Origin of the sequence: Nonomuraea fastidiosa (genome assembly GCF_042751225.1) — a bacterium.
GTDB classification, from domain to species: domain Bacteria; phylum Actinomycetota; class Actinomycetes; order Streptosporangiales; family Streptosporangiaceae; genus Nonomuraea; species Nonomuraea fastidiosa.
This window is the reverse complement of record NZ_CP170570.1, coordinates 7124454-7146989: the sequence shown is the minus strand read 5'-3', so window position 1 is coordinate 7146989 and position 22536 is coordinate 7124454. Positions and strand designations below refer to the sequence as shown.

Sequence of the window (22536 nt, the reverse complement as noted above, 5' to 3'; positions counted from 1 at the left end):
GCCTCTCGAAGGGAACAGACGTTGACCGTCTCCACCGATCTTCTCCAGGCCGCCCGGCACGGCGTGCCGCGCGCGGGCGGCACCGACCTGATGAGCCGGCGCGTGGCCGGTCCGTACGTGGACCTGGCCGGGCTGCGCGACGCACCCGAAATATCGGGCATCACCTGGCAGCCGGACGGCTCCGCCCGCATCGGCGCCCTCACCACCGTCGCCGAGGTGGCCCGCGACGAACGGCTGCGTGCGGCGTACCCGGCGCTGGCGCTGACCGCGCGCGGGCTGGCCACCCCGCAGATCCGAGCGATGGCCACCGTCGGCGGCAACCTGCTCCAGCGCAACCGCTGCTCGTACTACCGCAACCCCGCCTTCACCTGCCACCAGGACGGCGGCGACTCCTGCCCGGCCCGTGCGGGCCAGAGCATGTACACCGCCGTCATCGACACCGGCCCCTGCCTGGCACCCCATCCGTCGTCCCTGGCCATGGCGCTGCTGGCGTACGACGCGGTCGTGGAGGTGCACGGCAGGGACCCGTTCCCGATCGCCGAGCTGTACGGCGACGGGTCCGACCCGACCCGCGACCACCTCCTCGGCCCCGGCGAGCTGCTCACCTCCGTGCATCTGCCGCCGCCGGTGGCCGGGGAGCGCGCCGCGTACCGTCGCGCCATCGCACGGTCTGAGGCCGAGTGGCCGCTGGCGGAGGCGACCGCCCGCCTGGTCACGGAGGGGTCGAGGATCACTGCCGCCGCCGTTGCCGTCGGCGGCGTCGCGCGGGTGCCGCTGCGGCTCGGCGAGGTCGAGGACGCGGTGCTGGCCGGGCAGTCCTTCGAGACCGCCGCCGGGCTCGCCGCCGCCCGCTGCACCACCGCCGCCCGCAACGGCTACAAGGTCACCCTGCTCACCGCGACCGTCCTGGAGGTCCTCGAACGCGCCGCGACCCCCAGCTGATCCCCGCCCCCGCCTCGCTGCCTTCACGGCACGGGTGGTCCGGAGGCGCACCGGTGGTCGGCGGCGGGATCTCCGAGCGCACGCACGCGCTGCCGGGCCGGAGCACCCGTAACACAGGCGGGGCGCCCGTGGCGCCGGAGACCGCAGTCGGCGACGGGGTCTCCGGCGCTACGGGCGCGCGGCCGTGTCGCTAAGCGCCGCGTCGTTGAACGGCGTGTCGCTGAACGCCGTGTCGCTGGGCGGCGCGTCGTTGAGCGACGTGTCGCTGGGCGGCGCGTCGTTGAGCGACGTGTCGTTGAGCACTGGTCAGGTGCACTTGCCCTGGAGCCAGGCGCGGTACTCCTTCGTGTAGTTCGTCATCACGCTCTTCGGCGCCTGGGCCAGCACCTCCGTCCAGCGGGCGGTGTTGCCGGTCCAGGACGGCGGCGGTTCCTCCCAGCCGACGCTGTCGGTCCAGCGGGCCTGGGAGCCCTTGAGCAGGCCGGGGTGGCGCTTGGCGAGCTCGGACTGGATCCAGGAGTCGTTCGAGTAGACGAGGATGCGCATCGACGCCTGGCGCTCCTTGATCGGGTCGGAGACCTCCTTCCACGCCTGCGCCCCGTACGTCGGGTCGGACAGCACGGGCCGGGCCTCGGGCTTGATCTCCAGCAGCGCGATCATGCCCCGCGACTTCACATGGTCCAGCCACTGCCGCAGCGTGTGCACCTTCTGTCCCTTGTAGGGCCCGCGCGAGATGCTGCGGTCGCGCAGGTTGTCGCTGCCGGCCGCCCACCACAGGTCGGTGATGTTCTTCCTCGTGCCGGTCAGGCCGTTGGTCGTGGTGTTGTGCCACATGACGGCCTTGGTGCCCTGCCTGGTGACTTGGACGTCCCCCTCCACCCCGTCGGCGCCCCACGCCTTCTGGTCGTCGATGCCGCGGGCGTGGTTGGGCTGGCGGATCTGGTCACGGTCCCATGGGTTCGGCCCGGTGGGGTAGCCGCCGTGGCCGAAGACCTCGGGACAGGCGACGGCGGCCGGCCGGGCGTGCGCCGCAGGTGCTGCGAGCGTCGTGCCGAGCGCGGCCAGCGTGGTCAGTAACGCCGCCTTCTTCATGATCGTCATGCGTGCTGACTCCCTAGCGTCGGGGATGATCGGCACGGGCAGGCTAAGCATCGAACCGCTAAATGATCAAGCATTGGCGGCGACCAGGCCGAAGCAGGCGTGCCGCGCCGCCACGCTCCTCGTCCGGACCCTTGAAGGGTGGGCGGCTCGGGCTCGCCGGTTTGGTGATGACCGGTTCGAAGGGGGCGGGCGGAGCGCCGCCCGGCCTCACCCAGAACCCCGAGCCGAAGCGCTGCCGTCGCCCGCAGGCCCTTCCACGGTGCCGCCGCCGATCAGGACGCCGTTCAGCAGGGCGTTCAGGTAGCGGGAAGCGACGCCCGGATCGCCGGGGTGCGGGGTGTGGTTGACCGCGTACGCGATCCCGCAGATCAGCACGAGCAGGTCGAGCGCGTCGATGCCGGGCCGCATGACGCCATCGGAGACGGCGCGGGCCAGCAGGTCGCGAAGCAGCCCGGCCAGCTCGTCCCGCAGCTCGCGAGTGCGCTCGGTGGTGGGCGCCGGGCCGAGCGCCTCGGCGGCGAACGCCTTGTCCTCGAGGTACGCGGTGAGCCCGTGCTCCAGGATCTCCCGCAGGGCGGCGCGGACGTCGGGCGCGGCGGTGGCCTGCCTGACCTCCTCGATCAGCTCCTCGAACCGCTGCTCGGCGAGCGCGGCGAGCAGCGCCTCGGGGGTCGGGAAGTGCCGGTAGACGGTGCCCACGCCGACGTCGGCCTCCCGGGCGACGGCGTTGAGCTGCAGGGTGGCGCCCGCGTCGAGCATGGCCCTGGCCGTCTGCAGGATCTGCCGGCGGTTGCGTGCGGCGTCTTTCCTCAGCGGTGCGGCGGGCATGTGCCCCACCCTACAACCGGATATGTCATCCGCGACCTCAAGAGGACGTGGCCCGCAGGGCGCGCAGCAGCGTGTCGGTGAGGTCGTCGAGGTAGGTGGGGCCCGCCTCGGCGGCGCGTACCACGAACCGCCAGTAGACCGGGGCGGCGATCAGGTCGAGCGCGAGCTCGATGTCGGTGTCCTGCGGCAGCTCGCCGCGCGCGATCGCGCGCCGGAAGATCTCGGCCGTACGCTCCCGCTTCGGCTCCCCCACCAGCAGCCCCACGACCTCGCCCAGCTCGGGGTTGCAGACCATCTCGGCCACGAGGTCGGGCAGGACGCGCGCGAAGCGCGGGTGGGTGAGCCACCCGGTCACGGACTCCAGGGAGGCGCGCAGGTCGCCGCGGAGCGTGCCGGTGTCGGGCACGTCGAGCGTGGCGATGAAGTGGTCGCAGATCACCGCCATGGCCATCTCCTGCTTGGACTTCCAGCGGCGATACAGCGCGCTCTTGCCCACGCCGGCCCGTTTGGCGACCCCCTCCATCGAGAGCCTGGCGTAGCCGTGCTCGGCCAGCTCGTCCAGCACGGCCTCGGTGATGGCCTCGGTGACCTGGGGCTGCAGCACGGCTGCGCCGGTGGGAGTGCGGCGGCTCATGGCACGCAGTCTAGCGATTGGACGATACGGGACCGTTCCGTCTATGGTGGACGTCGGGACGGTACCGTACCGTCGCGACGTAGAGAGGATTGCCATGGAAGCCACTGAGCTGGTCGAGCGCGGCATCGCCCTGCTGCTCGCCAAGGACATGTCGGGCTTCGCGGGCCTGTGGGCCGAGGACGGCGTGATCGAGTTCCCGTTCGCACCTCCCGGGTACCCGCGCAAAGTGGAGGGACGCGAGGCGATCAGGGAGTACCTGCGCGACTATCCCGAGAAGTACGACGTGCGGGAGGTCGTCCGTAAGGTGATCCACCGGACCGAGAACCCCGAGGTGGTGGTCGTGGAGCTGGAGGTGGCCGGAATCGTGCCGCGCAGCGGGGAGCCGTACCGGATGGAGTACGTCGCGATCATCACCGTGCGGGACGGCGAGATCCGCCACTACCGCGACTACTGGAACCCGCTGCAGGCCGCCCGGGCGATGGGCGGGCTCGAGGCGCTGACGAAGGCGTTCGCCGGAGGTGCGGCATGAGCGAGGTGCTGGTGATCGGGGCGACCGGCACGACCGGTTCGCGGGTGACGGCCTTCCTGCGCGAACGCGGCGTGCCGGCGCGGCCCGCAAGCCGCAAGGCCGACCGGCCGGGCTTCGTGCGCTTCGACTGGACGGAGCCGGAGACTTACGCGCCCGCGCTGTCCGGCGCGCGCGCCGTCTACGTCCTGCCGCCCATCGGGGTGACCGAGCCGGCCCCGCTGGTGGAGCCGTTCCTGCATGAGGCGGTACGCCAGGGCGTGCGGCGCGCGGTGCTGCTCGGCACGTCGGCGCGCCCCGAGCGCACGCCGGGGGCCGTGGCGCTGTACGAGCTGGTCCGTACGGTGATGCCGGAGTGGGCCGTGCTGCGGCCCTCGTGGTTCATGCAGAACTTCACCGGCCAGGCGCTCGCGCTGCGCCTCCGCGACGGCGAGCTGATCTCCGCGACCGGCGCGGGCCGGGTGGCGTTCGTGGACGCGGGCGACATCGCGGCCGTGGCCGGGCACGCGCTGACCGACCCGGAGCCGCACAACACCGAGCACGTGATCACCGGCCCGGAGGCGCTCGGCTACGACGACGTGGCCGCGCTGCTCACCGAGCTGGGCGCGGGCCCGCTGCGGCACCGCCCGGTCACCGAGGACGAGCTCGCCGCGCACTTCGCCGCCCACGGCATGCCGCGGGACTTCGCGGCCATGCTGGCCGCGCTGGACACCGACATCAGCCTCGGCACCGAGGACCGCGTCACCGACACGGTGCAGCGCGTCACCGGCCGCCCGCCGCGCAGCTTCCGCGCCTTCGCCGCCGCCGAGCTGCGCTGATCACGGGGGTCAAAGCCGCACCGAACCGGGCAAGGAGGTATATTCCGCTAAACCTACTAATTTGGTAAGCAATGGTGGAGTTTACGTTGAACAGGAAGTTCGCCGGCGTCGCGGTCGCACTGGCCCTCGCACTCGCCGCGTGCGGCTCCGGCCCGGAGGACGCGTCGCCCAGCGGCGCCCCGGCCGCGCCGGCCACGATCGAGATCGGTTCCCTCTATGAGCCGCAGAACCTCGACAATACCGCCGGCGGCGGCCAGGGGATCACCGAGGCGTTCAACGGCAACGTCTACGAGGGCCTGTTCCGGCTGACCGACGAGGGCAAGGTGGAGCCGCTGCTGGCCGAGAGCCACACGGTCTCCGACGACGGCCTGACCTACACGTTCACGCTGCGCAAGGGCGTGACGTTCCACTCGGGCAAGGCGCTGACCGCGGACGACGTCAAGCGCAGCATCGAGCGGGTGACGGCCGAGGACTCCCAGTCGGCCCGCAAGAGCAACCTCGAGGTCATCAAGTCGGTCGAGGCGCCCGACGAGAGCACGGTCGTGGTGAAGCTGAAGCACCGCTCGATCTCGCTGATCTACAACCTGAGCTACGTGTGGGTGGTCAACGCCGACGCCAAGGACCTGGCGACGAGCGCGGACGGCACGGGGCCGTACAAGCTGGGGTCGTGGAAGCGCGGCTCGACGCTCAGCCTCGAGCCGTTCCCCGGCTACTGGGGCCCAAGCCGGCCAACGGCGGCGTGGTGTTCCACTACTTCACCGACGCATCGGCGCTCAACAACGCGCTGCTGACCGGCGCCGTGGACGTGGTGACCAGCCAGCAGAGCCCCGACGCGCTCTCGCAGTTCGACAACAACCCCGACTACAAGGTCAGCGAGGGCAAGTCGACGACGAAGCTGCTGCTCGCGTTCAACGACCGCAAGGCGCCGTTCGACAAGCCGCAGGTGCGCAAGGCGGTCGCTGCGGCCATCGACGACGCCAAGCTGCTGGAGTCGGTGTGGGCCGGGCACGGCACGCTGATCGGCTCGATGGTGCCGCCGACCGACCCCTGGTACGAGGACCTCACCTCGCTCGACACCTACGACGTCGAGGCGGCCAGGCGCGAGCTGGCCGCCGCCGGGTACGCCAAGGGCTTCCGCTTCACGCTGGACACGCCCAACTACGACCCCCACCCGACGGCCGCCACGTTCATCAAGAGCGAGCTGGCCAAGGTCGGCATCACCGTGGACATCAACGTGATCACCGCCGACGAGTGGTACACGAAGGTGTACAAGAACCACGACTTCGCCGCCACCCTGCAGGAGCACGTCAACGACCGTGACGTGGTCTGGTACGGCAACCCCGACTTCTACTGGGGTTACGACAACCCGCAGGTCTCCACGTGGATCGAGGAGGCCGAGCGGGCGCGTACCGAGGCCGAGCAGACCGAGCTGCTGAAGAAGGCCAACAGGAAGATCGCCGAGGACGCCGCGAGCGAATGGCTCTACCTGTACCCGCAGATCGTGGTGGCCTCGTCCGACCTGTCGGGCTACCCGGTCAACGGCCTGAACTCGCAGTTCTACGCCTACGGGATCAAGAAGGGCTGATGGGGCGCTACCTGCTGCGCCGTACCGCGTTCCTGCTGGCCTCCTTGCTGCTCGCCGCGTCGCTGCTGTTCGTGCTGCTGCGGTTGCTCCCGGGCGATCCGGCCAACGCGCTGCTGCCGATGGGCGCGACGCCCGAGCAGATCGCGGCGGCCCGCCACGAGGTCGGCTCGGACCTGCCGCTGCCGCAGCAGTACGCGGCCTGGCTCGGCGATCTGGCCCGGCTCGACCTCGGCACCTCCTACATCAGCAAGCTGCCGGTCGGCGAGGAGATCGCCGCGGGCTGGCCGTCACGGTGCCGCTGACGCTGCTGTCGTTCGCGCTTGCGGTGCTGGTGGCGCTGCCGGTCGGGTTCCTGGCCGCGTACCGGGCGCACCGCTGGTACGGCGCGCTGCTCAGCGGCCTGTCCCAGCTCGGCATCGCGGTGCCGGTGTTCTGGATCGGGATGCTGCTGGTGACGGTGTTCGCACTGAAGCTGCGGCTGCTGCCCGCGGGCGGCTTCCCCGGCAGGACTGGGCCGAGCCGGGCCGCGCGCTGACCTCGCTGACGCTGCCGGTCGTGACGATCGCGCTGGTGATGTCGGCCTCGTTGATCCGGTACGTACGTTCGGCCACGCTCGACGTGCTGACCGCCGACTACCTGCGCACGGCGCGGGCCATGGGCGAGTCGTTCGCCGGCGCCATGTGGCGGCACGGCCTGCGCAACGCCTCGGTGCCGGTCATCTCGATCCTCGGCATCGAGCTTGCGACCACGTTCCTCGGCGCGGTGGTGGTGGAGAGCGTGTTCGCGCTGCCCGGGCTCGGCACCATGCTGGTCAAGGGCATCGCCGAGCACGACTATCCGGTGATCCAGGGCGTGCTGGCGGTCAGCACGCTCGCGGTGCTGGTGATCGGGTTCGCCGCCGACGTGGTGCAGCGGCTGGTGGACCCGCGGCTGCGGACCAGGCTGGGGCGCTCATGAAGTCTTTCGTGACGGGCTGCGTGCTGGTCGGTTTCGTGGTGCTCGTGGCGGCGGTGTCGCTGGTGTGGCTGCCGTACGATCCGGCCGACACCTCGGGCGGGCGGCTGGCGCCGCCGGGCGGCGAGCACCTGCTGGGCACCGACAAGCTGGGCCGCGACCTGCTCACCCAGCTCATGATCGGCGCGCGCATCGCGCTCGCGGCCGGCGCCGGATCGGTGCTGCTCGGCGGGCTGCTCGGGGTGGCGGCGGGCCTCGCGGCCGGGTTCGCCACCCGCTGGCTCGACGACGCGCTCGCCGCCGTGCTGGACGCGCTCATCGCGTTCCCGACGCTGCTGCTGGCCATGCTGGTGGTGGCGGTACGCGAGGCGTCGCTGGGCTCGGCGATCCTGGCCATCGGGCTGGCCATGTCGGCGGTGGTGGCCAGGCTGACCCGGGTGCTGGTCAAGCGGGTGCTGGCGCAGGACTACATCACCGCGGCCCGCACCTCGGGCAGCTCGTGGCCGCGGATCATCGCCGAGCACGTGCTGCCGAACATCTGGCCGACGCTCATGGTCAACCTGGCGCTGCAGCTCGGCCTCGCGGTGCTGGCCGAGGCGTCGCTGTCGTACCTGGGGCTCGGCCCGCCGCCGCCGAACGCCTCGTGGGGCCGGCTGCTGCAGGAGGCGCAGGCGACGGTGCTGACCGCGCCGGTCGGTGCCGTCGCGCCGGGCGTGCTGCTCGTCGTGCTGGTCATCGGGACGAACCTGGTCGCCGACGGGCTGCGCGACCTCAGCGGAGGGAGGTCACGGTGAGCGAGCTGCTGTCGGTGGAGAATCTGTCGGTACGCCGCTCCGACGGCCACGAGCTGATCCACGGCCTGTCGTTCGGCCTCGCCCCCGGCGAGCGGCTCGGCCTGATCGGCGAGTCCGGCTCCGGCAAGTCGCTGACCGCCCTCGCCGTACTCGGCCTGCTGCCGCCCGGCCTGACCGCGCACGGCAGCGTGCTGCTGTCGGGCACGCAGGTCGTCGGCGCGCCCGGCAGGCGGCTCGACCGGCTGCGCGGCCGGGCCGCCTCGGTCGTCTTCCAGGAGCCGCTGACCGCGCTCGACCCGCTCATGCGCATCGGCAGGCAGGTCGCCGGGCCGATCCGGCGGCGGCGCGGGCTGCGCGGCGCGGCGCTGCGCTCGGCGGTCCTGGCCGCACTGGAGGAGGTGGCGCTGCCGGAACGCGTCGCGCGGGCGTACCCGCACGAGATCTCCGGCGGGCAGCGGCAGCGGGCGGCGATCGCGATGGCGCTGGCCTGCGAGCCCGCGCTGCTGATCGCCGACGAGCCGACCACGGCGCTGGACGTCACCGTGCAGGCCGAGGTGCTGGCGCTGCTGGACCGGCTGATCGCGGCCAGGGACATGGCGCTGCTGTTCATCGGGCACGACCTGGCGGTGGTCGCGGGCGTGGCGGACCGGCTGATCGTGCTGAAGGAGGGCTCCGCGGTGGAGTCGGGAAGGACGCGGGACATCGTGCGCGAGCCACGCCACCCCTACACGCGGTCCCTGGTGGACAGCGCCAGGGAGCTGGAGGCCGAGCTGGATCGGATGGCGCCGTGACGATCATGGAGGCGCGGGAGGTCGGCTTCGCCTACCGGGGCGGGGCCGAGGTGCTGTCCGGCGTGTCAGTCGAGGTGACGCGCGGGCGCAACCTGGCGATCGTCGGCGAGTCCGGCGCGGGCAAGACGACGCTGCTGCGGCTGCTGCTCGGGCTGGCCAGGCCGACGTCGGGGCAGGTGCTGTTCGACGGCAGGCCGGTGACGTCCGCGCGGGACCGGAAGTTCCGGCGGGCGGTCCAGCCGGTGTTCCAGGACCCGTACTCGTCGCTCGACCCGCGCCAGCGGGTCCGCAGGATCGTCTCCGAGCCGCTGCGGGCGCTGCGCGCCTGCCCGCGCGACGAGATCGGTGACCGGGTGGCCGAGGCGCTGCGCTCGGTGGGCCTGCCGGCCGACGCGGCCGAGCGCTATCCGCACGAGTTCTCCGGCGGGCAGCGGCAGCGCATCGCGATCGCCAGGGCCATCGTGTGCGAGCCGCGGGTGCTGCTGGCCGACGAGCCGGTCAGCGCGCTGGACGTATCGACCCGGGTGCGGGTGGTCGAGCTGCTGAAGGAGCTCAGCGCCTCCCGTGACCTGACCGTCGTGATGGTCTCGCACGACCTGGCGGTGGTGGCCGCGCTGTGCCAGGAGATCGCGGTCATCGAGCGAGGCAGGATCGCCGAACGCGGCGCCGCCGCCGACGTGCTGGGCTCGTCGTCGCACCCGTACACGCGGCGGCTGGTCGAGAGCGTGCCCAGGCTCAGCCGGTACTGACGCCGGCCTCAGCCGCCGGCGTCGTCCGGCGCGGGCGGCAGGCGGAGCGCGATGACCGCGATGTCGTCGAGCCCGGTCGTCGGCAGGCTGCTGAGCACCTGGTCGCAGAAGCGGTCCAGGGGGCAGCGGGCGAGCGCGCCGGCCAGGTGGCGCAGCCGTTCGAGGCCGTCGTCGATGTTCTCCCCGGGCCGCTCGATGAGGCCGTCGGTGTAGAACAGCACCGTGGAGCCGGGCGGCAGCGGCTCGATGCTGGAGCGGCAGCCGTCCTCGTTCGGGAAGCCGAGCAGCGGGTTGACGCAGCTCTCCAGGAAGCGGCCCGCGCCGTCCTCGGTGACCAGCAGCGGCGGCGGGTGGCCGGCGACCGCGTAGTTGAGCCGGTACCGGCCGCCGTACTCCTCGATCCTGGCCAGCACGCACGTCGCGGTGACGTCCGACGACAGCGAGCTCATGGCGATGTTGAGCCTGGTGAGTATCTCCCCCGGCGGCTCGCACCGGTCCATGGCAAGAGCCCGCAGCATGTTGCGGATCTGGCTCATGGCGACGGCCGCGCCGAGGTCGTGACCCGCGACGTCGCCGATGGCCATGACGGGGACGCCGTCGGGCAGGACGAACGAGTCATACCAGTCGCCGCCCACCTCGGCCGCCGACGGGCTGGCCCGGTAGCGGGCCTCGATGCGCAGGCCGGCCAGCTTGGGCGGCTCCACGAGCAGGCTGTGCTGCAGGGCCAGCGCGATCTGCTGCGTGCGCTGGAACCGTATGGCGCTGCTCAGCGCGTCGTGCGCGTGTTCGAACATGCGGCTCAGCAGCGCGATGTCGGCCCGGCTGATCGGCGGGCGGTCGCCGCAGGTCATCAGCGTCACGACGGCGGGCACCGCGCCGTCCACCACGACGGGCAGCACGACGATGCTGTTGGCCTTGTTCGCCACCATCCACTGCTGCGACCAGGACGGTGCCACGCCGGGCGGCGGGCAGCCGGGCGGGAACCGATTCGACAGCGGGCGGCGCCGCCGCGCGGCCTGCACGACCGCGTTGTCGGGCGGCAGCCGCTCCTCGCCGTACGGCGGAAGGCGGGGCAGGCCGGGCCGCGCGGCCGTGGCGACCCGCTCGACCACGAACGGCGCCCCGCTGCGCTGTTCGCCGGTGAGGTCGGTGACGAGGTGGACGCCGCAGCCGTCGGCCAGCTCCGGCACGATGACGTTGGCGACCGCGCCGAGCATCTCCTCCAGGTTGGTCCGCTCGGCCGTGGCGGCGGCGGCGCGGTCGAGCAGCTGCTGGCAGCGCTGTTCCTGCCACTGCTGCTCGATGTCGGTGCAGGTGCCCACCCACTCCACCAGCTCGCCGTGCTCCCTGATCGGCACGGCCGTGACCGCGTAGTGGCGGTAGGAGCCGTCGACGGTGCGCAGCCGGTAGGCGTACTCCCAGACCTCCATCCTGCCGAGGGCCTCAGCCCACGAGGCCATCGCCGCCTCCCGATCGTCGGGGTGCACCATCTTCAGCCAGCCCTGCCCCTGGTACTCCTCCCACGGCTGGCCGGTCACCCGCTCCCAGCTCGCGCTGTGCTCGATCACCTCGCCCGTGGGCCCGGCCACCCAGAAGATCTGCGCGCTGACCTGCATGATGCTCTGGTAGCGGCGCAGGATGTGGCTGCGCTCGTTGGCGAGGGCCTCCACCTGCCGGGCGGCCGTGATCTGGTCGGTGACCTCCACCGCGACCACCAGCACGCCGTACTCGCCGCCCCCGAACGACACCCGTGACAGGCTCGAGGTGAAGTACCGGTCGGGCTCGTCGGTGCTGGCCGGGGCGGCGGTGAGCACGACCGGCTCGCCGGTGGCGTACACCCGGTCGAGCAGCTCCCGGTAGTGCTGCCGGCGGCCGTCGGCGAACGACCTGGGCAGCGGCGACCCGATCGGGCGGTCGCCGAGTTCCGCGCGGTAGGCGTCGTTGGTGTAGACGAGCCGGTGATCGGCCCCGCGCGTCACCGCCACACTGACCGGTGCCGGATCCAGCACCTCGAACGGCAGCCCGCTGATAGCGCGATCACACTCATCCCCCATCGTGACCTCCCCCGATGGCCACATCTCCCCTCATGCCTACCCCTGTCCGGCCCGAGCGGAACGCCGGGTTCCGCCCGGGCTTGCCGGATACGTCACAGGGCGCTGAACGTCTCCTCCGCGCGGTCGCGCTTGGTGAACATGTCCCAGGCGGTGTCGGCGATGGCGTCGGGATCGAGCGTCTTTCCGCCCAGCTCGGCGAGGCGGGCCGGGTCGGCGGCGATGTACCGGTGGATGTCGCCGCGCTCGACCAGCCCGCCGATCGTCAGGCTGCCGGCGTAGACGCCCTGTCCGGCCAGGGCGGCGTTGAGGGTCAGCGCGTACGTGCGCAGCGCCGCCGCGGCCGGTGCGAGCGCGCCGAGCGGCGGCATCGGCAGGACCGCGCTGAGTCCGCCCGCGAACAGCAGCCCGCCCTCGCCCCTGCCGACCATGCCGGGCAGGACGTGGCCTGCGACGTCGACGGCCGCGTACACCACGCTCATCGCCTTCCTGACGTCGTCGGAGGTGGTCTCGGTGATCGGCTCGGGCATCGCGGTCACGTCGGCGGCGCCCGGGCCGTAGTAGAGCAGGCCGATCGGGCCGAAGCGGGCGGTGATCTCGTCGAGGGTTTCGAGCACGCGGTCGCGGTCGTGGACGTCGGCGACGAACCCGGCGGCCTCGACGCCCGACTCGGCGAGCTCGGCGACGTAGCCGGGGTGGCGGTCGGGTGAGCGGGAGATGAGGGCGACGGCGTAGCCCTCGCGGCCGAAGCGGCGGGCCATGGACATGCCGAGTCCCGGACCGGCTCCGGCGATGACGGCGGTCTTACGTGCGGGCATGGCGGGTCCTCCCGAGATAAGTTGAGGGATGCCTCAAGTTCTTGCTCGCGACCGTACCACGAGCGCCCGGGCAAGAACGAGACGATGGGCGGGGCCGCGACGGACGGGCGGCGACGGCGTCATGAAGGCCGGCTCGCCTTCGTAGGATGTCTGCCATGGCAGCCGCACCCAAGCCGCTGCGGTCGGATGCCGCGCGCAACCGCGACAAGCTCCTGGTCGCGGCCACCGAGATCTTCGCCGACCGCGGCCTCGACGCCCCCCTCGAACACATCGCCCGCCGCGCCGGCGTCAGCATCGGCACCCTCTACAACCACTTCCCCACCCGCGAGGCGCTGCTCGCGGCGGTCCTGCCCGACCAGCTGGCCGCGCTCGAGCGGGTCACCGAGGCGGCGCTGGCCGACCCCGACCCGTGGGACGGGTTCGTGACCTTCCTTGAAGGGCTGTTCGCGCTGCAGTCGCGGGATCACGGGCTCAACGACGCCCTGACCCGGGGGTTCACGCTCGCCACCGACGTACTCGAAGTCTGCAAGCAGGGCTTCCTCGACGCGGAGCGGATCGTCGTCCGGGCCAAGGAGGCCGGCCGGTTGCGCGCCGACTTCGGCATGCCCGACCTGGTCACCCTGATCTGGGCGATGTCGCGGGTCATCCGCGAGTCGATGGACACCGCGCCGGACACCTGGCGGCGCTGCCTGTCGTTCTTCCTCGACGGCCTGCGGGCCGAGGCCGCCCATCCCCTGCTGCCCGGCGCGCCCACCCTGACGGACAACCGTCCGTAGAACGATCGCTTGGCAACGTGTACGCCACTTCACCCGTACCCTTGACTCTATAAGCGCGGCTGAGGCGGGCACCGCTATGCTCTCCCCGGCCGCCGCTGTGCGGACATCCGGCCGCGAGGGTCTAGAGTCGGGTCCCGCGGGACCCCGACGCAGGGAGGCGTATTCATGGCACGTGCTGACACCGGCCCCGACTTCATCGAGGCGCTCGCACGCGGCCTCGACGTCATCAAGGTCTTCCAGCCGGGCCGGCCGGTCATGTCGCTGACCGAGGTGGCCACCGCCGCCGGGCTCGCCCGGCCCACCGCCCGCCGCATCCTGCTCACCCTCCAGGAGCTGGGGTACGCCCGCAGCGAGCCGCGCGGCTACGCGCTGACGCCGCGCGTGCTGGAGCTCGGCGTGTCGTACGTGCGGTCGATGGGGCTGTGGGAGGTTGCACGGCCGCACATGGAGCGGCTGGTGGAGCAGACGCACGAGTCGTCGTCCATCGCCCAGCTCGACGGCTCCGACATCGTGTACGTCGCCCGCGTCTCCGTCCCCAAGATCGTCACCCTGTCGGCGCAGATCGGCACCCGGTTCCCCGCGCTGCAGACGTCTTTGGGCAAGGTGCTGCTCGCCGCGCTGCCGCCCGAGGAGGTCGACCGGGTGCTGGCCGAGCCCAGCCGCTCCGGCATCGAGCCGCGCTGGCGTCCCGGCGCGGCCGAGCGCGAGGCGGCGCTGCGCGAGGTCAGGGCCAAGGGGTGGGCGCTGACGGACGAGGAGCTGGCGCTCGGCATCCGCAGCGTGGCCGCGCCGCTGCGCGACGGGCTCGGCAACGTCATCGCCGCCATCAACGTCAACGTCAACGCGGCCGAGACCTCGGTCGAGCGGCTGACCGAGGAGTATCTGCCGCTGCTGCTCAAGACGGCCGGCGCGATCAGCGCCGACTGGGCCGCCTACGACACCGTCCCCCACGCCACCCTCGCCCCCTGACCACCCCACCTGGCGACGGGAACGGCGAGCGGCGCAGCAGCGGACCCGGCAGCGGCGCGAAGGCCATGCTGCCGGGTGACGCGAGCGACCGGTCAGGGCGGGGTGAGGACGAGGCGGCCGGCGGCGGTGCCGGTGCTCTGGCGGTGCCAGGCGGAGGCGACGTCCTCCAGAGGCACCGCCTCGTGGTCCACGTGCAGCCGGCCCGAGACCGCGAGCTCGGCCACCTTCGCCATGACCTCGGCCCGCTGCGTGCGGCTCAGCTCGGTGTTGGTGTAGCCGAGCAGGCGCAGGGAGCGGCTGCGCAGGGTGGAGGAGTCGAACGGCGAGGTCTCGCCGGCGGAGGCACCCAGGTTGACGAGCCGGCCATGGGGCCGCAGGACGCGGGCCGCCGCGGCGGCGGGAGCGCCGAAGAGCGGGTCGAGCACCAGGTCGAGCGGGCCGTCACAGGCGTCGGCCAGGCGCTCGGCCAGCTCGGCCACGTCCTCGGTGTCGAGCGCGACGACGGCGTCCGCGCCGGCCCGCGCGGCGCGTTCGCACCCGGCGGCCGAGCGGGTGGCGGCGACGACCCGGCGCGCCCCGGCGACGCGGGCGAGCTGCACGGCCGCCTGCCCGACGACGCCGCCCGCGCCCAGCACCAGCACCTGCTCGCCGGGGGCCAGCTCGCCGCGCCAGGTGAGCGCCTGGTACGCGGCCACCGCCGACAGCCCGAGCGCGGCGACGGCGACGGGGTCGGCGCCGTCGGGCAGCTCGACGAGGTCGCCGGCGGGCACGCACGCCAGCTCCGCCATGCTGCCGTCGCCCGGCGCCATGCCGGCCGAGGTGGGGAACCACACCAGCCGCCCGTCCACCGTCCCGACGCCTTGCACGCCCGGCACGTACGGCGTGGCGGGCGCCCCGAAGTAGGAGGCGCCGCCGGCGCACAGCAGGTCGAGCGGCGTGATCGGGGCGGCGAGCACGCGCACCAGCCGCTCGGACTCCCCCGGCTCGGGCGCGGGCCGGTCGGCCGGGCGCGGCGGCCGGCCGCACGTGTCGATCTGCGCGGCCCTCATCACGTGGCGATGTCCGGGTACGGCAGCTTGTGGTGCGACAGCCGGCGGGCGTACTCGTGCTGGAAGCCCAGCGGCTCGGGGTAGTCGCGCTCGAACATCGCGATGAACAGCGTCAGCGTGAGGAACGGATGGGCGCCCAGCTCGAACAGCTTGCCGTAGTCGTGGGTGGCCAGCGCCTCACGTTCGACGTCGTCGAAGCGCAGCCAGGTGGACGCCTCGCCGGCGTGGCAGTTGAGCAGGCGGTTGGCGTACTCGGCCTCCCACCACTCGACGGTCGCGCGCGGCTCTTCGCGGTAGCGCTCGACCAGCTCGGGGTCGCGATCGACGGTGAAGAGGAACTTGTCCAGCAGGTACTTGCTCATGCGCGCCCGCCTCCCTTGGGATACCAGGTGAAGTACGCCTCCATGGTGTGGAACAGGTCGTAGGTGTCCACGTAGTCGGCCTTGGCGCCCTCGCCGGCGACACCCATCATCAGCATGAAGTCCATGAAGCCGTGGGTGGCGTTGCCGGGGTTCCACAGGCTGTCGAGGGTGACCTCCGACAGGCAGCCCTCGATGTCGCCGGTGGAGATCCACTCGACGGCCTTGCGGTCGAACTCGGGGTCGGGGCCGTGCGGCCCGAACTGGCGGGGGCCGCCCAGCTCGAGCGACAGGTGCCCAGTGCCGATGACCGCCACCCGCTGGTCACCCGGCCACGACTCGACCAGCTCGCGGATGGCCTGGCCGAGCTGGATGAAGCGTTTCGGCTGCGGCAGCGGCGGGGCGAAGATGTTGGTGTAGACGGGCACGATCGGCAGGTCGTTCTGCGGGCGCAGGGTGATGATCGGGCACGTGATGGAGTGGTCGATCCGCAGCTCGTTGGAGAAGGCGAGGTCGAAGCCCATGTCGATGCCGCCGCGCAGGATGTGCGCCGACAGCTCCTCCTGGCCGGTGAAGAACATCCGGGGCAGGCCGAACTCGCGTTCCTCGTTGTACCAGTTGGCGTCGTAGAAGGGCGCCTTGCCGACGAGGAACTGCGGCATGTTGTCCAGCCAGAACTGGTGGAAGTGGTCGGAGCCGACCATGACGAGGACGTCGGGGTTCGCCCTGGTCAGGGTCTCGCGGAAGGCTTCGACCTTGCGTACCCACTCGTCGGCGAACGGCGGCCGGTCCTCCCCCGTGGCGGTGGAGGCGCGGTAATAGAACGGGTGATGCGTGGATGCGATGACCGCGACGAGTTCAGCCATGCAAACCTCCGTAGGGCTCGGGATCGATCGGCCGGTTGTTGAGGTCCACCGACAGGAAGATGTCGTTGGCGACGGGGTTGCGCAGCTCCTCCGCGAGCTGCCCGATGAGCCCCGCGGTCCTGGCCAGCAGGGCGAACGCGCGCAGCAGCTCCAGCGGCAGTCCGAGGTCGGCGAGCGCGGCGCCGCACACGCCGGCGCCGTTGAGCGGCAAGGTACGGCCGAGCACCTGGGGGTGCACGCGGCCGATCGCGGCGAACAGCGACAGGTGGGGGCCGTAGAGCCCTTCCTCGGCGGCGATCTCGAACAGCCGGGGCGTGCGCGGGTCGCCTTCCTTGTGCACGTGGTGGCCGAGCCCGGGGATGAGCTTGCGCTGCTCGCGGCGCTCCCGCACGGTGCGCAGGGCCAGTTCGTCCCAGTGGGCGTCGTCGGCGGGCAGCGGGTCGCCGTGCTCGCGCAGCACGTCGTCGAGGAAGCGCCCGCAGTCCTCGGTGACGCCGAGGAAGCGCGAGCCACCGCCGAGCAGGCCCGCCGCCAGCGCCCCCTGCACGGAGTCGGGCGCCGACAGGTACGTCAGCCGCGTCACGATCGCGGTCGGCGTGAACCCGTGGTCGGCCAGCGCGGCCAGCACGGCCTCGAAGACGCGTACCTCGCCGGGTGACGGGCGGCGCTGGGTGGCCAGCCAGAACGCCAGCTCGCCGAAGCCCACCTCGCCCATGACGTCGCCGGCGAGGTCCTGCCCGAGCAGCGTGATCTTCTTCAGGGACGACGCTCCGAGCGCCGTGGGATATTCGCGCTCGCTCATGCCCGCTCCCCTTGCCCGCCGGTCGTGGCCAGCCACTTGCGCAGCTCCGCGCCGTGCTCGTCCAGCTCCGGCGGCGGCAGCGTATAGCTGACGGGCGTCTCCGAGAACCGGATGGGATGCCGGGTGGTCGGCACGGCGCGCTCGCCCTCGCCGACCTCCACGATCGGGTCGAGGCCGAACCGCTCGGCCATCGCGAAGCCGCCGTCGATGGTCTGGATCGGCCCGCTCGGCACGCCGGCCTCGACCAGCAGCTCGAACCACTCGACGGCGCCGCGGGTGCGCAGCCGCTCGACGAGGATCGGGCGCAGCACGTCGCGGTTGGCGGTGCGGTCGGCGTTGCGGGCGAAGCGCGGGTCGTCGGCGACCTCGGGGATGCCGAGCACCTCGCACAGCTTGCGGAACTGGCCGTCGTTGGCGGCGGTGACGATGAGGTCGTTGTCGGCGGTGGGCAGCGGCTCGTACGGGAACACGCTGGGGTGCGCGTTGCCCATCCGGTACGGGATCACCCCGCCGGCCACGTACGCGGAGCTGTGGTTGACCAGCCCGGTCAGCGCCGACGACAGCAGGTTGATCTCGACGTGCTGCCCCCGGCCCGTGGCGTCGCGGTGCCGCAGCGCGGCCAGGATGCCGATGACGGCGTGGTTGCCGGCCATCACGTCGAAGACGGAGATGCCGGCCCGGTACGGCGGCCCGTCGGGGTCGCCGGTGAGGCTCATCAGCCCGGAGATGGCCTGCACCATGAGGTCGTAGCCGGGCACGCGGGCGCCTTTGCCGGAGCCGAACCCGCTGATGGAGGCGTAGACGATGCCGGGGTTGGCGGCCTTGACGGCGTCGTAGTCGAGTCCGTACTTGGCCAGGCCGCCGGGGCGGAAGTTCTCGATGAGCACGTCGGCGCGCCTGGCCAGCTCCCTGGCCGCGGCCGCGTCCTCCTCGTCGCGCAGGTCGAGCGCGATCGAGCGCTTGCCGCGGTTGACGCCGAGGTAGTAGGTGGACACCTCGCCGCGCGTGGGGGGCATCCAGCCGCGGGTGTCGTCGCCGTTCGGGCTCTCGACCTTGATGACGTCGGCGCCCAGGTCGGCCAGGAGCATCGTGGCGTACGGACCCGCCAAAATCCGGGAGAAGTCGGCCACCAGCACGCCGGACAGCGGCCCGCCCCCCGCCGGTCCGTTCGTTGCGGCGTCTCGTGTCATCCTGTCTCCCCTTCGATTCACACCGTTCGTTCAGCGGACATATGTCCGCCATCGGGATTCTGGCACACTGCCCTGCGCTCAGGCCATAGCGCGGAGCGACCTTGACAGCGTGCGGTGCGCTCGTAGAGTTACCGGCAGAATGACCGTTGTACGGACAGATGTTCGCGCTTTTTGCTTTCCTTGAGGAGTTATGACGATGACCGAGTTCGAGGCCGGGCGGCCGCTGGTGCTGCGCAACGGCACCGTGCTGCCGATGGACGGCAGGCGGGTGCTGACAGAGACGGACGTGCTGGTCACCGGTGACAAGATCGCCGCCATCGGTCCCCGGCTTGAGGTGCCTGAGGGCACGGCCGAGATCGACGCCTCCGGCGGCATCGTCATGCCCGGCATGATCGACACCCACCGGCACATGTGGCAGACCGCGATGCGCGGCTACGGCGCCGACTGGACGCTCACCCAGTACTTCGTCTGGTACTACCTGGAGTACGGCAAGCTGTTCCGCCCTGAGGACGTGCACGCGGGCAACACCCTGGCCGCCATCGAGGCCCTGGACGCCGGCGTCACCACCGTCGTCGACTGGTCGCACGGCCTGCGCACGCCCGACCACGCCGACGCCGCCGTGGACGCGCTGCAGGCGGTGCCCGGCCGGTACGTGCTCGCCTACGGCAACATCCAGGCGCCGCCCGCCGAGTGGACCACCGCGCCCGAGTTCCGCGACTTCGTGCGCCGCCGCATCTCCGGCGACGACATGCTCGGCTTCCAGATCGCCTTCGATGTGACGGGCGACCCGTCGTTCCCCGAGAAACCCGCCTTCGAGGTGGCCCGCGACCTCGGCGTGAACGTCACCACGCACGCCGGCGTGTGGGGCGCCACCAGCGACGAGGGCATCCGGCTCATGTACGAGCACGGCTTCATGACGCCCGGCACGGTCTACGTGCACGCCGCCTCGCTGTCGGCCGACTCCTACAACCGCATCGCGGCCACCGGCGGCTCCATCTCGGTCTCCACCGAGAGCGAGCAGAGCGCCGGCCAGGGCTACCCGCCCACCTGGGCCATCCGCCTGCACGGCATCCCGGTCTCGCTGTCGATGGACACCAGCGTGTGGTGGAGCGGCGACCTGTTCTCGGCCATGCGCACCACGCTCGGCGCCGACCGCGCACGCGAGCACCTGGAGGCGCAGGCCAAGGGCGAGACCGTCACGCACGCCGCGCTCCGCGCCGACCAGGTGGTGCACTGGGCCACCCGGGGCGGCGCCGACGCCATCGGCCGCGGCGACCTCGGCGTCATCGAGCCGGGCAAGAAGGCCGACATCGTGCTCATCAAGAACGATCACTCGCCGGTGTCGTTCCCGCTGCTCAACCCGTTCGGGCACGTGGTGTTCCAGGCGCAGCGCGGCGACGTGCACACGGTGCTGGTCAACGGGCGGGTGGTCAAGCACGAGCACCGGCTGGTCGGCATCGACCTCGCCGCCGCCCGTGCCCAGGTGGACAGGACCGTCGAGTACCTGCGCGGCGAGCTGGGCGAGGAGGCCTGGGAGAAGGGCATGAACCCGGACATCCCCACGACGAAGGTGCTCGACAACCCGTACACGTACACCGACTACCGCAGCGACGCCACCCACCGCAGGTAGCCGTCGCTCGCTTGCGTCCTTCCGCGCCGGTGCGCGGGCTCGGGATACCGGCGCGAGAGTCCCGCGTGCCGGCGCGGAAGGAGCGGACATCGGTCATCCCCCTTGCCCGCCCGCTGTCAGCGGGCGGGCAGCACCCCGACGCCGGCCAGCGCCTCCAGCGATCGCTCCGGGTAGGGGTCGTCCTTGCGCGGCCGCCACTCGCTCAACGGCACCAGGCCCGGATCGATCAGCTCGAACCCTTCGAACAGGCCGGCGATCTCCTCGCGGGTGCGCGCCCGCATCGGGTTCGTGGTCTGCCGGTACACGGCCTGCCCGCCCTCCACCTCCTCCTGCGACACGTGGTCCACGCAGGCGTGGGATAACGCCAGGCAGGAGCCGGGGGCGAGCGCTTGCCGGATCTGCGCCTGGTACTGGTAGACCTCGTCTTCGGGCAGGAAGTGCCACACCGCGATCGTCAGCACCCCGACCGGCTGATCGAGGTCGAGCAGCCCGGACACCTCGGGGCCGGCGAAGATCTCGGCCGGCTTGCGCAGGTCGCCCTCCACGGTCACCACGCCCTGCTCGTCCCGCAGCGCGCGGCCCTTCGCCAGCACGATCGGGTCGTTGTCCACGTACGCGACCCGGGCGTCCGGCACCACCTTGCGCGCGATGTCGTGCACGTTCGGGTAGATCGGGATGCCGCAGCCGATGTCGATGAACTGGCGGATGCCCAGCTCGGCCATCGCCCGGGTGGCACGCAGCACGAACCCGCGCGTCGCGCGGGCCGAGTTGCGCGCGTTCGGCACGGCCAGCATGAACGTCTTGGCCGCCTCCCGGTCGACCGCGAAGTGGTCACAGCCGCCCAGAAGGTAGTCATAGATGCGCGCCGACGACGGCTTGGAGGCGTCGAGCTCGGTGGGGGAACTCACCATCATGTCCCTTCTCGGAGTTGATCGCGGATGGCAGCGAGCATCAGCGCGGACTCGGCCGGGGTGCGCGCGACGCCGGCGAGCTGGTCGAGCAGCAACCCGTACCGCTCGTGCTCGCGCAGGTCGCCGAGCTCCTCGCCGCCGAAGCGGTGGAACACGATGACCTGCTGATCCGGCAGTCGCAGCACCGTGAACGGCTCCGGCGGCAGGAACGCGGAGTCCGCGGGAAGTATCTGGAGGGTGATGTCCGGCTCGCGGGACGCCTTGAGCAGCTCGTCGAGCTGCCGGACGTGCGCGGCCACGTCGCCGCCGAGCGGGCGCCGCAGCACCGTCTCCTCGATGACGGCCCACAGGCGGGCCCGCCGGCTCTCCTGGCGGCGGCGCAGGTTCTCGGCCTTCGCCAGCGTCACCTCGCCGGGCGGCGTCGGGAACTGCACGGCACGCTGCACGGCCTGCTCGTACTCCGGCGTGCGCAGCAGGTCCGGCACGAAGTGCGTCGCGTACGTGCGGATGAGCGTCGCGGCCTGCTCGTGATGCCACAGCACGGTCTCTTCCAGCGGGACCGTCTGGTCCCACCAGCCCGGTTCCCGCCGCCCCACGGCCACGGAGATCAGCGCCTCCTGCTGGTAGGGGTCGGTGATCCCGTACAGCGTCAGCAGCCGGGACAGGAAGGCGCGGTCGAACGGGGCCTGGCCGCGCTCCATGCGGGAGAGCGTCGGCGCCGAGCTGCCCGTCTCCGCGGCCACGGCTTCCAGGGTGAGTCCACGGTCGAGCCGCAGATGGCGCAGCCGAGCGCCCACCGTCTGTCTGGCGGCCGCCGTGCTCGCGCCGTTCACGTGCCCCCTTCACGCGGGCCCGGCACGCCACCGGACCGCCCGACCGGATTTTCAGTGATCGCCAGACTCTATGTAGACATATCGCATTAGTCCATGTAAAGGGGGCACTGCCCTTCGCTTGGAAGATCACAGATTTTTCAGCGAGGGAATCACCGAGCGGGCGGCGCGTCAGGGCACGTAGTGGGCGACCCCGTCGCCGAAGGACCAGTCGATCGGCCCGTTCTCGGTCACCGAGATGAAGACGTCGCGCGGCTCGGTGCCCGCGTACTCGCGGGCACGCTCGGCGATCCGCCGGTACATGGCCTTCTTCTGCTCGGGCGTACGGCCCGCCCGGAAGGTGATCGCGATGAAGACGACGTCGTCGGTACGGCGCAGGCCGGGGAACGTGCCGTACCGCATCACGCTGCGGGCGCCGTCGTGCGAGGTCAGCACCTGGAACAGGTCGTCGGACGGGATGCCGATGGTCTCGACCATGGCGTCGTGGACGGCACGGCCGAGCGCGTCGAGCCGCTCGGGGGCGGCTCGCATCGCGTCGATGCGGACGAACGGCATGGTCGTCT

Annotated in this window: 26 protein-coding genes and 1 pseudogene; 14 read left to right on the top strand and 13 right to left on the bottom strand. The window is 72.0% G+C overall.

Annotated elements, in window-relative coordinates; all coding sequences use genetic code 11:
* Positions 1 to 21: 21 nt before the first annotated feature.
* Both ACFMQL_RS32725 and ACFMQL_RS32720 read left to right on the top strand, forming a co-directional pair.
* Positions 22 to 942, top strand: coding sequence for an FAD binding domain-containing protein (locus tag ACFMQL_RS32725; protein ID WP_378788614.1), 921 nt, complete (start codon positions 22 to 24; stop codon positions 940 to 942).
* A gap of 184 nt (positions 943 to 1126) precedes the next feature.
* Positions 1127 to 1294: a pentapeptide repeat-containing protein gene (locus ACFMQL_RS32720; RefSeq protein ID WP_378788612.1), complete on the top strand. Its 168-nt coding sequence runs from the start codon at positions 1127 to 1129 to the stop codon at positions 1292 to 1294.
* On the opposite strand, the gene ACFMQL_RS32715 is transcribed toward ACFMQL_RS32720, so the two are convergent.
* The 3 genes from ACFMQL_RS32715 to ACFMQL_RS32705 all read right to left on the bottom strand — a co-directional run bounded on the left by ACFMQL_RS32715 (position 1249) and on the right by ACFMQL_RS32705 (position 3505).
* Positions 1249 to 2043 carry a glycerophosphodiester phosphodiesterase family protein gene (locus ACFMQL_RS32715; protein ID WP_364052129.1) on the bottom strand — a complete coding sequence of 265 codons (795 nt, stop codon included), beginning with the start codon at positions 2041 to 2043 and terminating at the stop codon, positions 1249 to 1251. The genes ACFMQL_RS32720 and ACFMQL_RS32715 overlap by 46 nt on opposite strands.
* Before the next feature lie 207 nt (positions 2044 to 2250).
* Positions 2251 to 2871 carry a TetR/AcrR family transcriptional regulator gene (locus ACFMQL_RS32710; protein ID WP_364052132.1) on the bottom strand — a complete coding sequence of 207 codons (621 nt, stop codon included), beginning with the start codon at positions 2869 to 2871 and terminating at the stop codon, positions 2251 to 2253.
* Positions 2872 to 2908: 37 nt separating this feature from the next.
* Positions 2909 to 3505, bottom strand: coding sequence for a TetR/AcrR family transcriptional regulator (locus ACFMQL_RS32705; protein WP_364052135.1), 597 nt, complete (start codon positions 3503 to 3505; stop codon positions 2909 to 2911).
* A 94-nt stretch (positions 3506 to 3599) separates the two neighbouring features.
* Between ACFMQL_RS32705 and ACFMQL_RS32700 the strand changes: the two genes are divergently transcribed.
* The 9 genes and pseudogenes from ACFMQL_RS32700 to ACFMQL_RS32660 all read left to right on the top strand — a co-directional run bounded on the left by ACFMQL_RS32700 (position 3600) and on the right by ACFMQL_RS32660 (position 9722).
* Positions 3600 to 4034, top strand: a complete 435-nt coding sequence (locus ACFMQL_RS32700; RefSeq protein ID WP_364052138.1) for a nuclear transport factor 2 family protein — start codon at positions 3600 to 3602, stop codon at positions 4032 to 4034.
* Positions 4031 to 4849 carry an ergot alkaloid biosynthesis protein gene (locus tag ACFMQL_RS32695; protein ID WP_364052141.1) on the top strand — a complete coding sequence of 273 codons (819 nt, stop codon included), beginning with the start codon at positions 4031 to 4033 and terminating at the stop codon, positions 4847 to 4849. Before ACFMQL_RS32700 ends, ACFMQL_RS32695 begins: the two co-directional genes overlap by 4 nt.
* Before the next feature lie 71 nt (positions 4850 to 4920).
* Positions 4921 to 6434, top strand: a pseudogene (locus ACFMQL_RS32690) (ABC transporter substrate-binding protein).
* Positions 6434 to 6736, top strand: a complete 303-nt coding sequence (locus tag ACFMQL_RS32685; protein WP_378788609.1) for a hypothetical protein — start codon at positions 6434 to 6436, stop codon at positions 6734 to 6736. Before ACFMQL_RS32690 ends, ACFMQL_RS32685 begins: the two are co-directional and overlap by 1 nt.
* A complete protein-coding gene (locus ACFMQL_RS32680; protein ID WP_378788608.1) occupies positions 6727 to 6969 on the top strand; it encodes an ABC transporter permease subunit in 243 nt (80 codons plus the stop codon). Before ACFMQL_RS32685 ends, ACFMQL_RS32680 begins: the two co-directional genes overlap by 10 nt.
* A gap of 20 nt (positions 6970 to 6989) precedes the next feature.
* Positions 6990 to 7391, top strand: coding sequence for an ABC transporter permease (locus ACFMQL_RS32675; protein ID WP_378788606.1), 402 nt, complete (start codon positions 6990 to 6992; stop codon positions 7389 to 7391).
* Positions 7388 to 8182 carry an ABC transporter permease gene (locus ACFMQL_RS32670; protein ID WP_364052150.1) on the top strand — a complete coding sequence of 265 codons (795 nt, stop codon included), beginning with the start codon at positions 7388 to 7390 and terminating at the stop codon, positions 8180 to 8182. The genes ACFMQL_RS32675 and ACFMQL_RS32670 overlap by 4 nt, the downstream gene beginning before the upstream one ends.
* Positions 8179 to 8973, top strand: a complete 795-nt coding sequence (locus tag ACFMQL_RS32665; RefSeq protein ID WP_364052153.1) for an ABC transporter ATP-binding protein — start codon at positions 8179 to 8181, stop codon at positions 8971 to 8973. The genes ACFMQL_RS32670 and ACFMQL_RS32665 overlap by 4 nt, the downstream gene beginning before the upstream one ends.
* A gap of 5 nt (positions 8974 to 8978) precedes the next feature.
* Positions 8979 to 9722 (top strand): ABC transporter ATP-binding protein, encoded by a 744-nt coding sequence (locus tag ACFMQL_RS32660; RefSeq protein WP_378790228.1) that lies wholly within the window; start codon positions 8979 to 8981, stop codon positions 9720 to 9722.
* A gap of 8 nt (positions 9723 to 9730) precedes the next feature.
* Here the strand turns inward: ACFMQL_RS32660 and ACFMQL_RS32655 are convergent, their stop codons facing one another.
* Positions 9731 to 11776 (bottom strand): SpoIIE family protein phosphatase, encoded by a 2046-nt coding sequence (locus ACFMQL_RS32655; protein WP_378788604.1) that lies wholly within the window; start codon positions 11774 to 11776, stop codon positions 9731 to 9733.
* Between the two features lie 92 nt (positions 11777 to 11868).
* Positions 11869 to 12591 (bottom strand): SDR family NAD(P)-dependent oxidoreductase, encoded by a 723-nt coding sequence (locus tag ACFMQL_RS32650; protein WP_364052158.1) that lies wholly within the window; start codon positions 12589 to 12591, stop codon positions 11869 to 11871.
* Between the two features lie 155 nt (positions 12592 to 12746).
* Between ACFMQL_RS32650 and ACFMQL_RS32645 the strand changes: the two genes are divergently transcribed.
* Positions 12747 to 13367, top strand: a complete 621-nt coding sequence (locus ACFMQL_RS32645) for a TetR/AcrR family transcriptional regulator (RefSeq protein ID WP_378788602.1) — start codon at positions 12747 to 12749, stop codon at positions 13365 to 13367.
* A 165-nt stretch (positions 13368 to 13532) separates the two neighbouring features.
* Positions 13533 to 14336 (top strand): IclR family transcriptional regulator C-terminal domain-containing protein, encoded by an 804-nt coding sequence (locus ACFMQL_RS32640; RefSeq protein ID WP_364052164.1) that lies wholly within the window; start codon positions 13533 to 13535, stop codon positions 14334 to 14336.
* Positions 14337 to 14428: 92 nt separating this feature from the next.
* On the opposite strand, the gene ACFMQL_RS32635 is transcribed toward ACFMQL_RS32640, so the two are convergent.
* From ACFMQL_RS32635 to ACFMQL_RS32615, 5 genes are read right to left on the bottom strand one after another with little or no spacing between them, the layout of a single operon-like run.
* Positions 14429 to 15385 (bottom strand): zinc-binding alcohol dehydrogenase family protein, encoded by a 957-nt coding sequence (locus ACFMQL_RS32635; RefSeq protein ID WP_364052167.1) that lies wholly within the window; start codon positions 15383 to 15385, stop codon positions 14429 to 14431.
* Positions 15385 to 15747: a hypothetical protein gene (locus ACFMQL_RS32630; protein ID WP_364052170.1), complete on the bottom strand. Its 363-nt coding sequence runs from the start codon at positions 15745 to 15747 to the stop codon at positions 15385 to 15387. The genes ACFMQL_RS32635 and ACFMQL_RS32630 overlap by 1 nt, the downstream gene beginning before the upstream one ends.
* Positions 15744 to 16610 carry an extradiol ring-cleavage dioxygenase gene (locus tag ACFMQL_RS32625; protein WP_364052173.1) on the bottom strand — a complete coding sequence of 289 codons (867 nt, stop codon included), beginning with the start codon at positions 16608 to 16610 and terminating at the stop codon, positions 15744 to 15746. The genes ACFMQL_RS32630 and ACFMQL_RS32625 overlap by 4 nt, the downstream gene beginning before the upstream one ends.
* Positions 16603 to 17412: a citryl-CoA lyase gene (locus tag ACFMQL_RS32620; protein ID WP_364052176.1), complete on the bottom strand. Its 810-nt coding sequence runs from the start codon at positions 17410 to 17412 to the stop codon at positions 16603 to 16605. The genes ACFMQL_RS32625 and ACFMQL_RS32620 overlap by 8 nt, the downstream gene beginning before the upstream one ends.
* Entirely contained in the window at positions 17409 to 18602 is a 1194-nt protein-coding gene (locus tag ACFMQL_RS32615; RefSeq protein ID WP_378788598.1) for a CaiB/BaiF CoA transferase family protein, read from the bottom strand. The genes ACFMQL_RS32620 and ACFMQL_RS32615 overlap by 4 nt, the downstream gene beginning before the upstream one ends.
* A 196-nt stretch (positions 18603 to 18798) precedes the next feature.
* Here ACFMQL_RS32615 and ACFMQL_RS32610 point away from each other — a divergent pair, with 196 nt between their 5' ends.
* Complete coding sequence (locus tag ACFMQL_RS32610) at positions 18799 to 20232, top strand: amidohydrolase family protein (RefSeq protein WP_378788596.1); 1434 nt, start codon at positions 18799 to 18801, stop codon at positions 20230 to 20232.
* Between the two features lie 116 nt (positions 20233 to 20348).
* On the opposite strand, the gene ACFMQL_RS32605 is transcribed toward ACFMQL_RS32610, so the two are convergent.
* From ACFMQL_RS32605 to ACFMQL_RS32595, 3 genes are all read right to left on the bottom strand, one after another.
* Positions 20349 to 21146 (bottom strand): SAM-dependent methyltransferase, encoded by a 798-nt coding sequence (locus ACFMQL_RS32605; RefSeq protein WP_364052185.1) that lies wholly within the window; start codon positions 21144 to 21146, stop codon positions 20349 to 20351.
* Positions 21143 to 21976, bottom strand: a complete 834-nt coding sequence (locus tag ACFMQL_RS32600; protein ID WP_364052188.1) for a helix-turn-helix transcriptional regulator — start codon at positions 21974 to 21976, stop codon at positions 21143 to 21145. Before ACFMQL_RS32600 ends, ACFMQL_RS32605 begins: the two co-directional genes overlap by 4 nt.
* A 168-nt stretch (positions 21977 to 22144) precedes the next feature.
* On the bottom strand, positions 22145 to 22528 hold the full coding sequence (locus ACFMQL_RS32595; RefSeq protein ID WP_364052191.1) for a tautomerase family protein: 384 nt from the start codon (positions 22526 to 22528) through the stop codon (positions 22145 to 22147).
* Between the last annotated feature and the right edge of the window lie 8 nt (positions 22529 to 22536).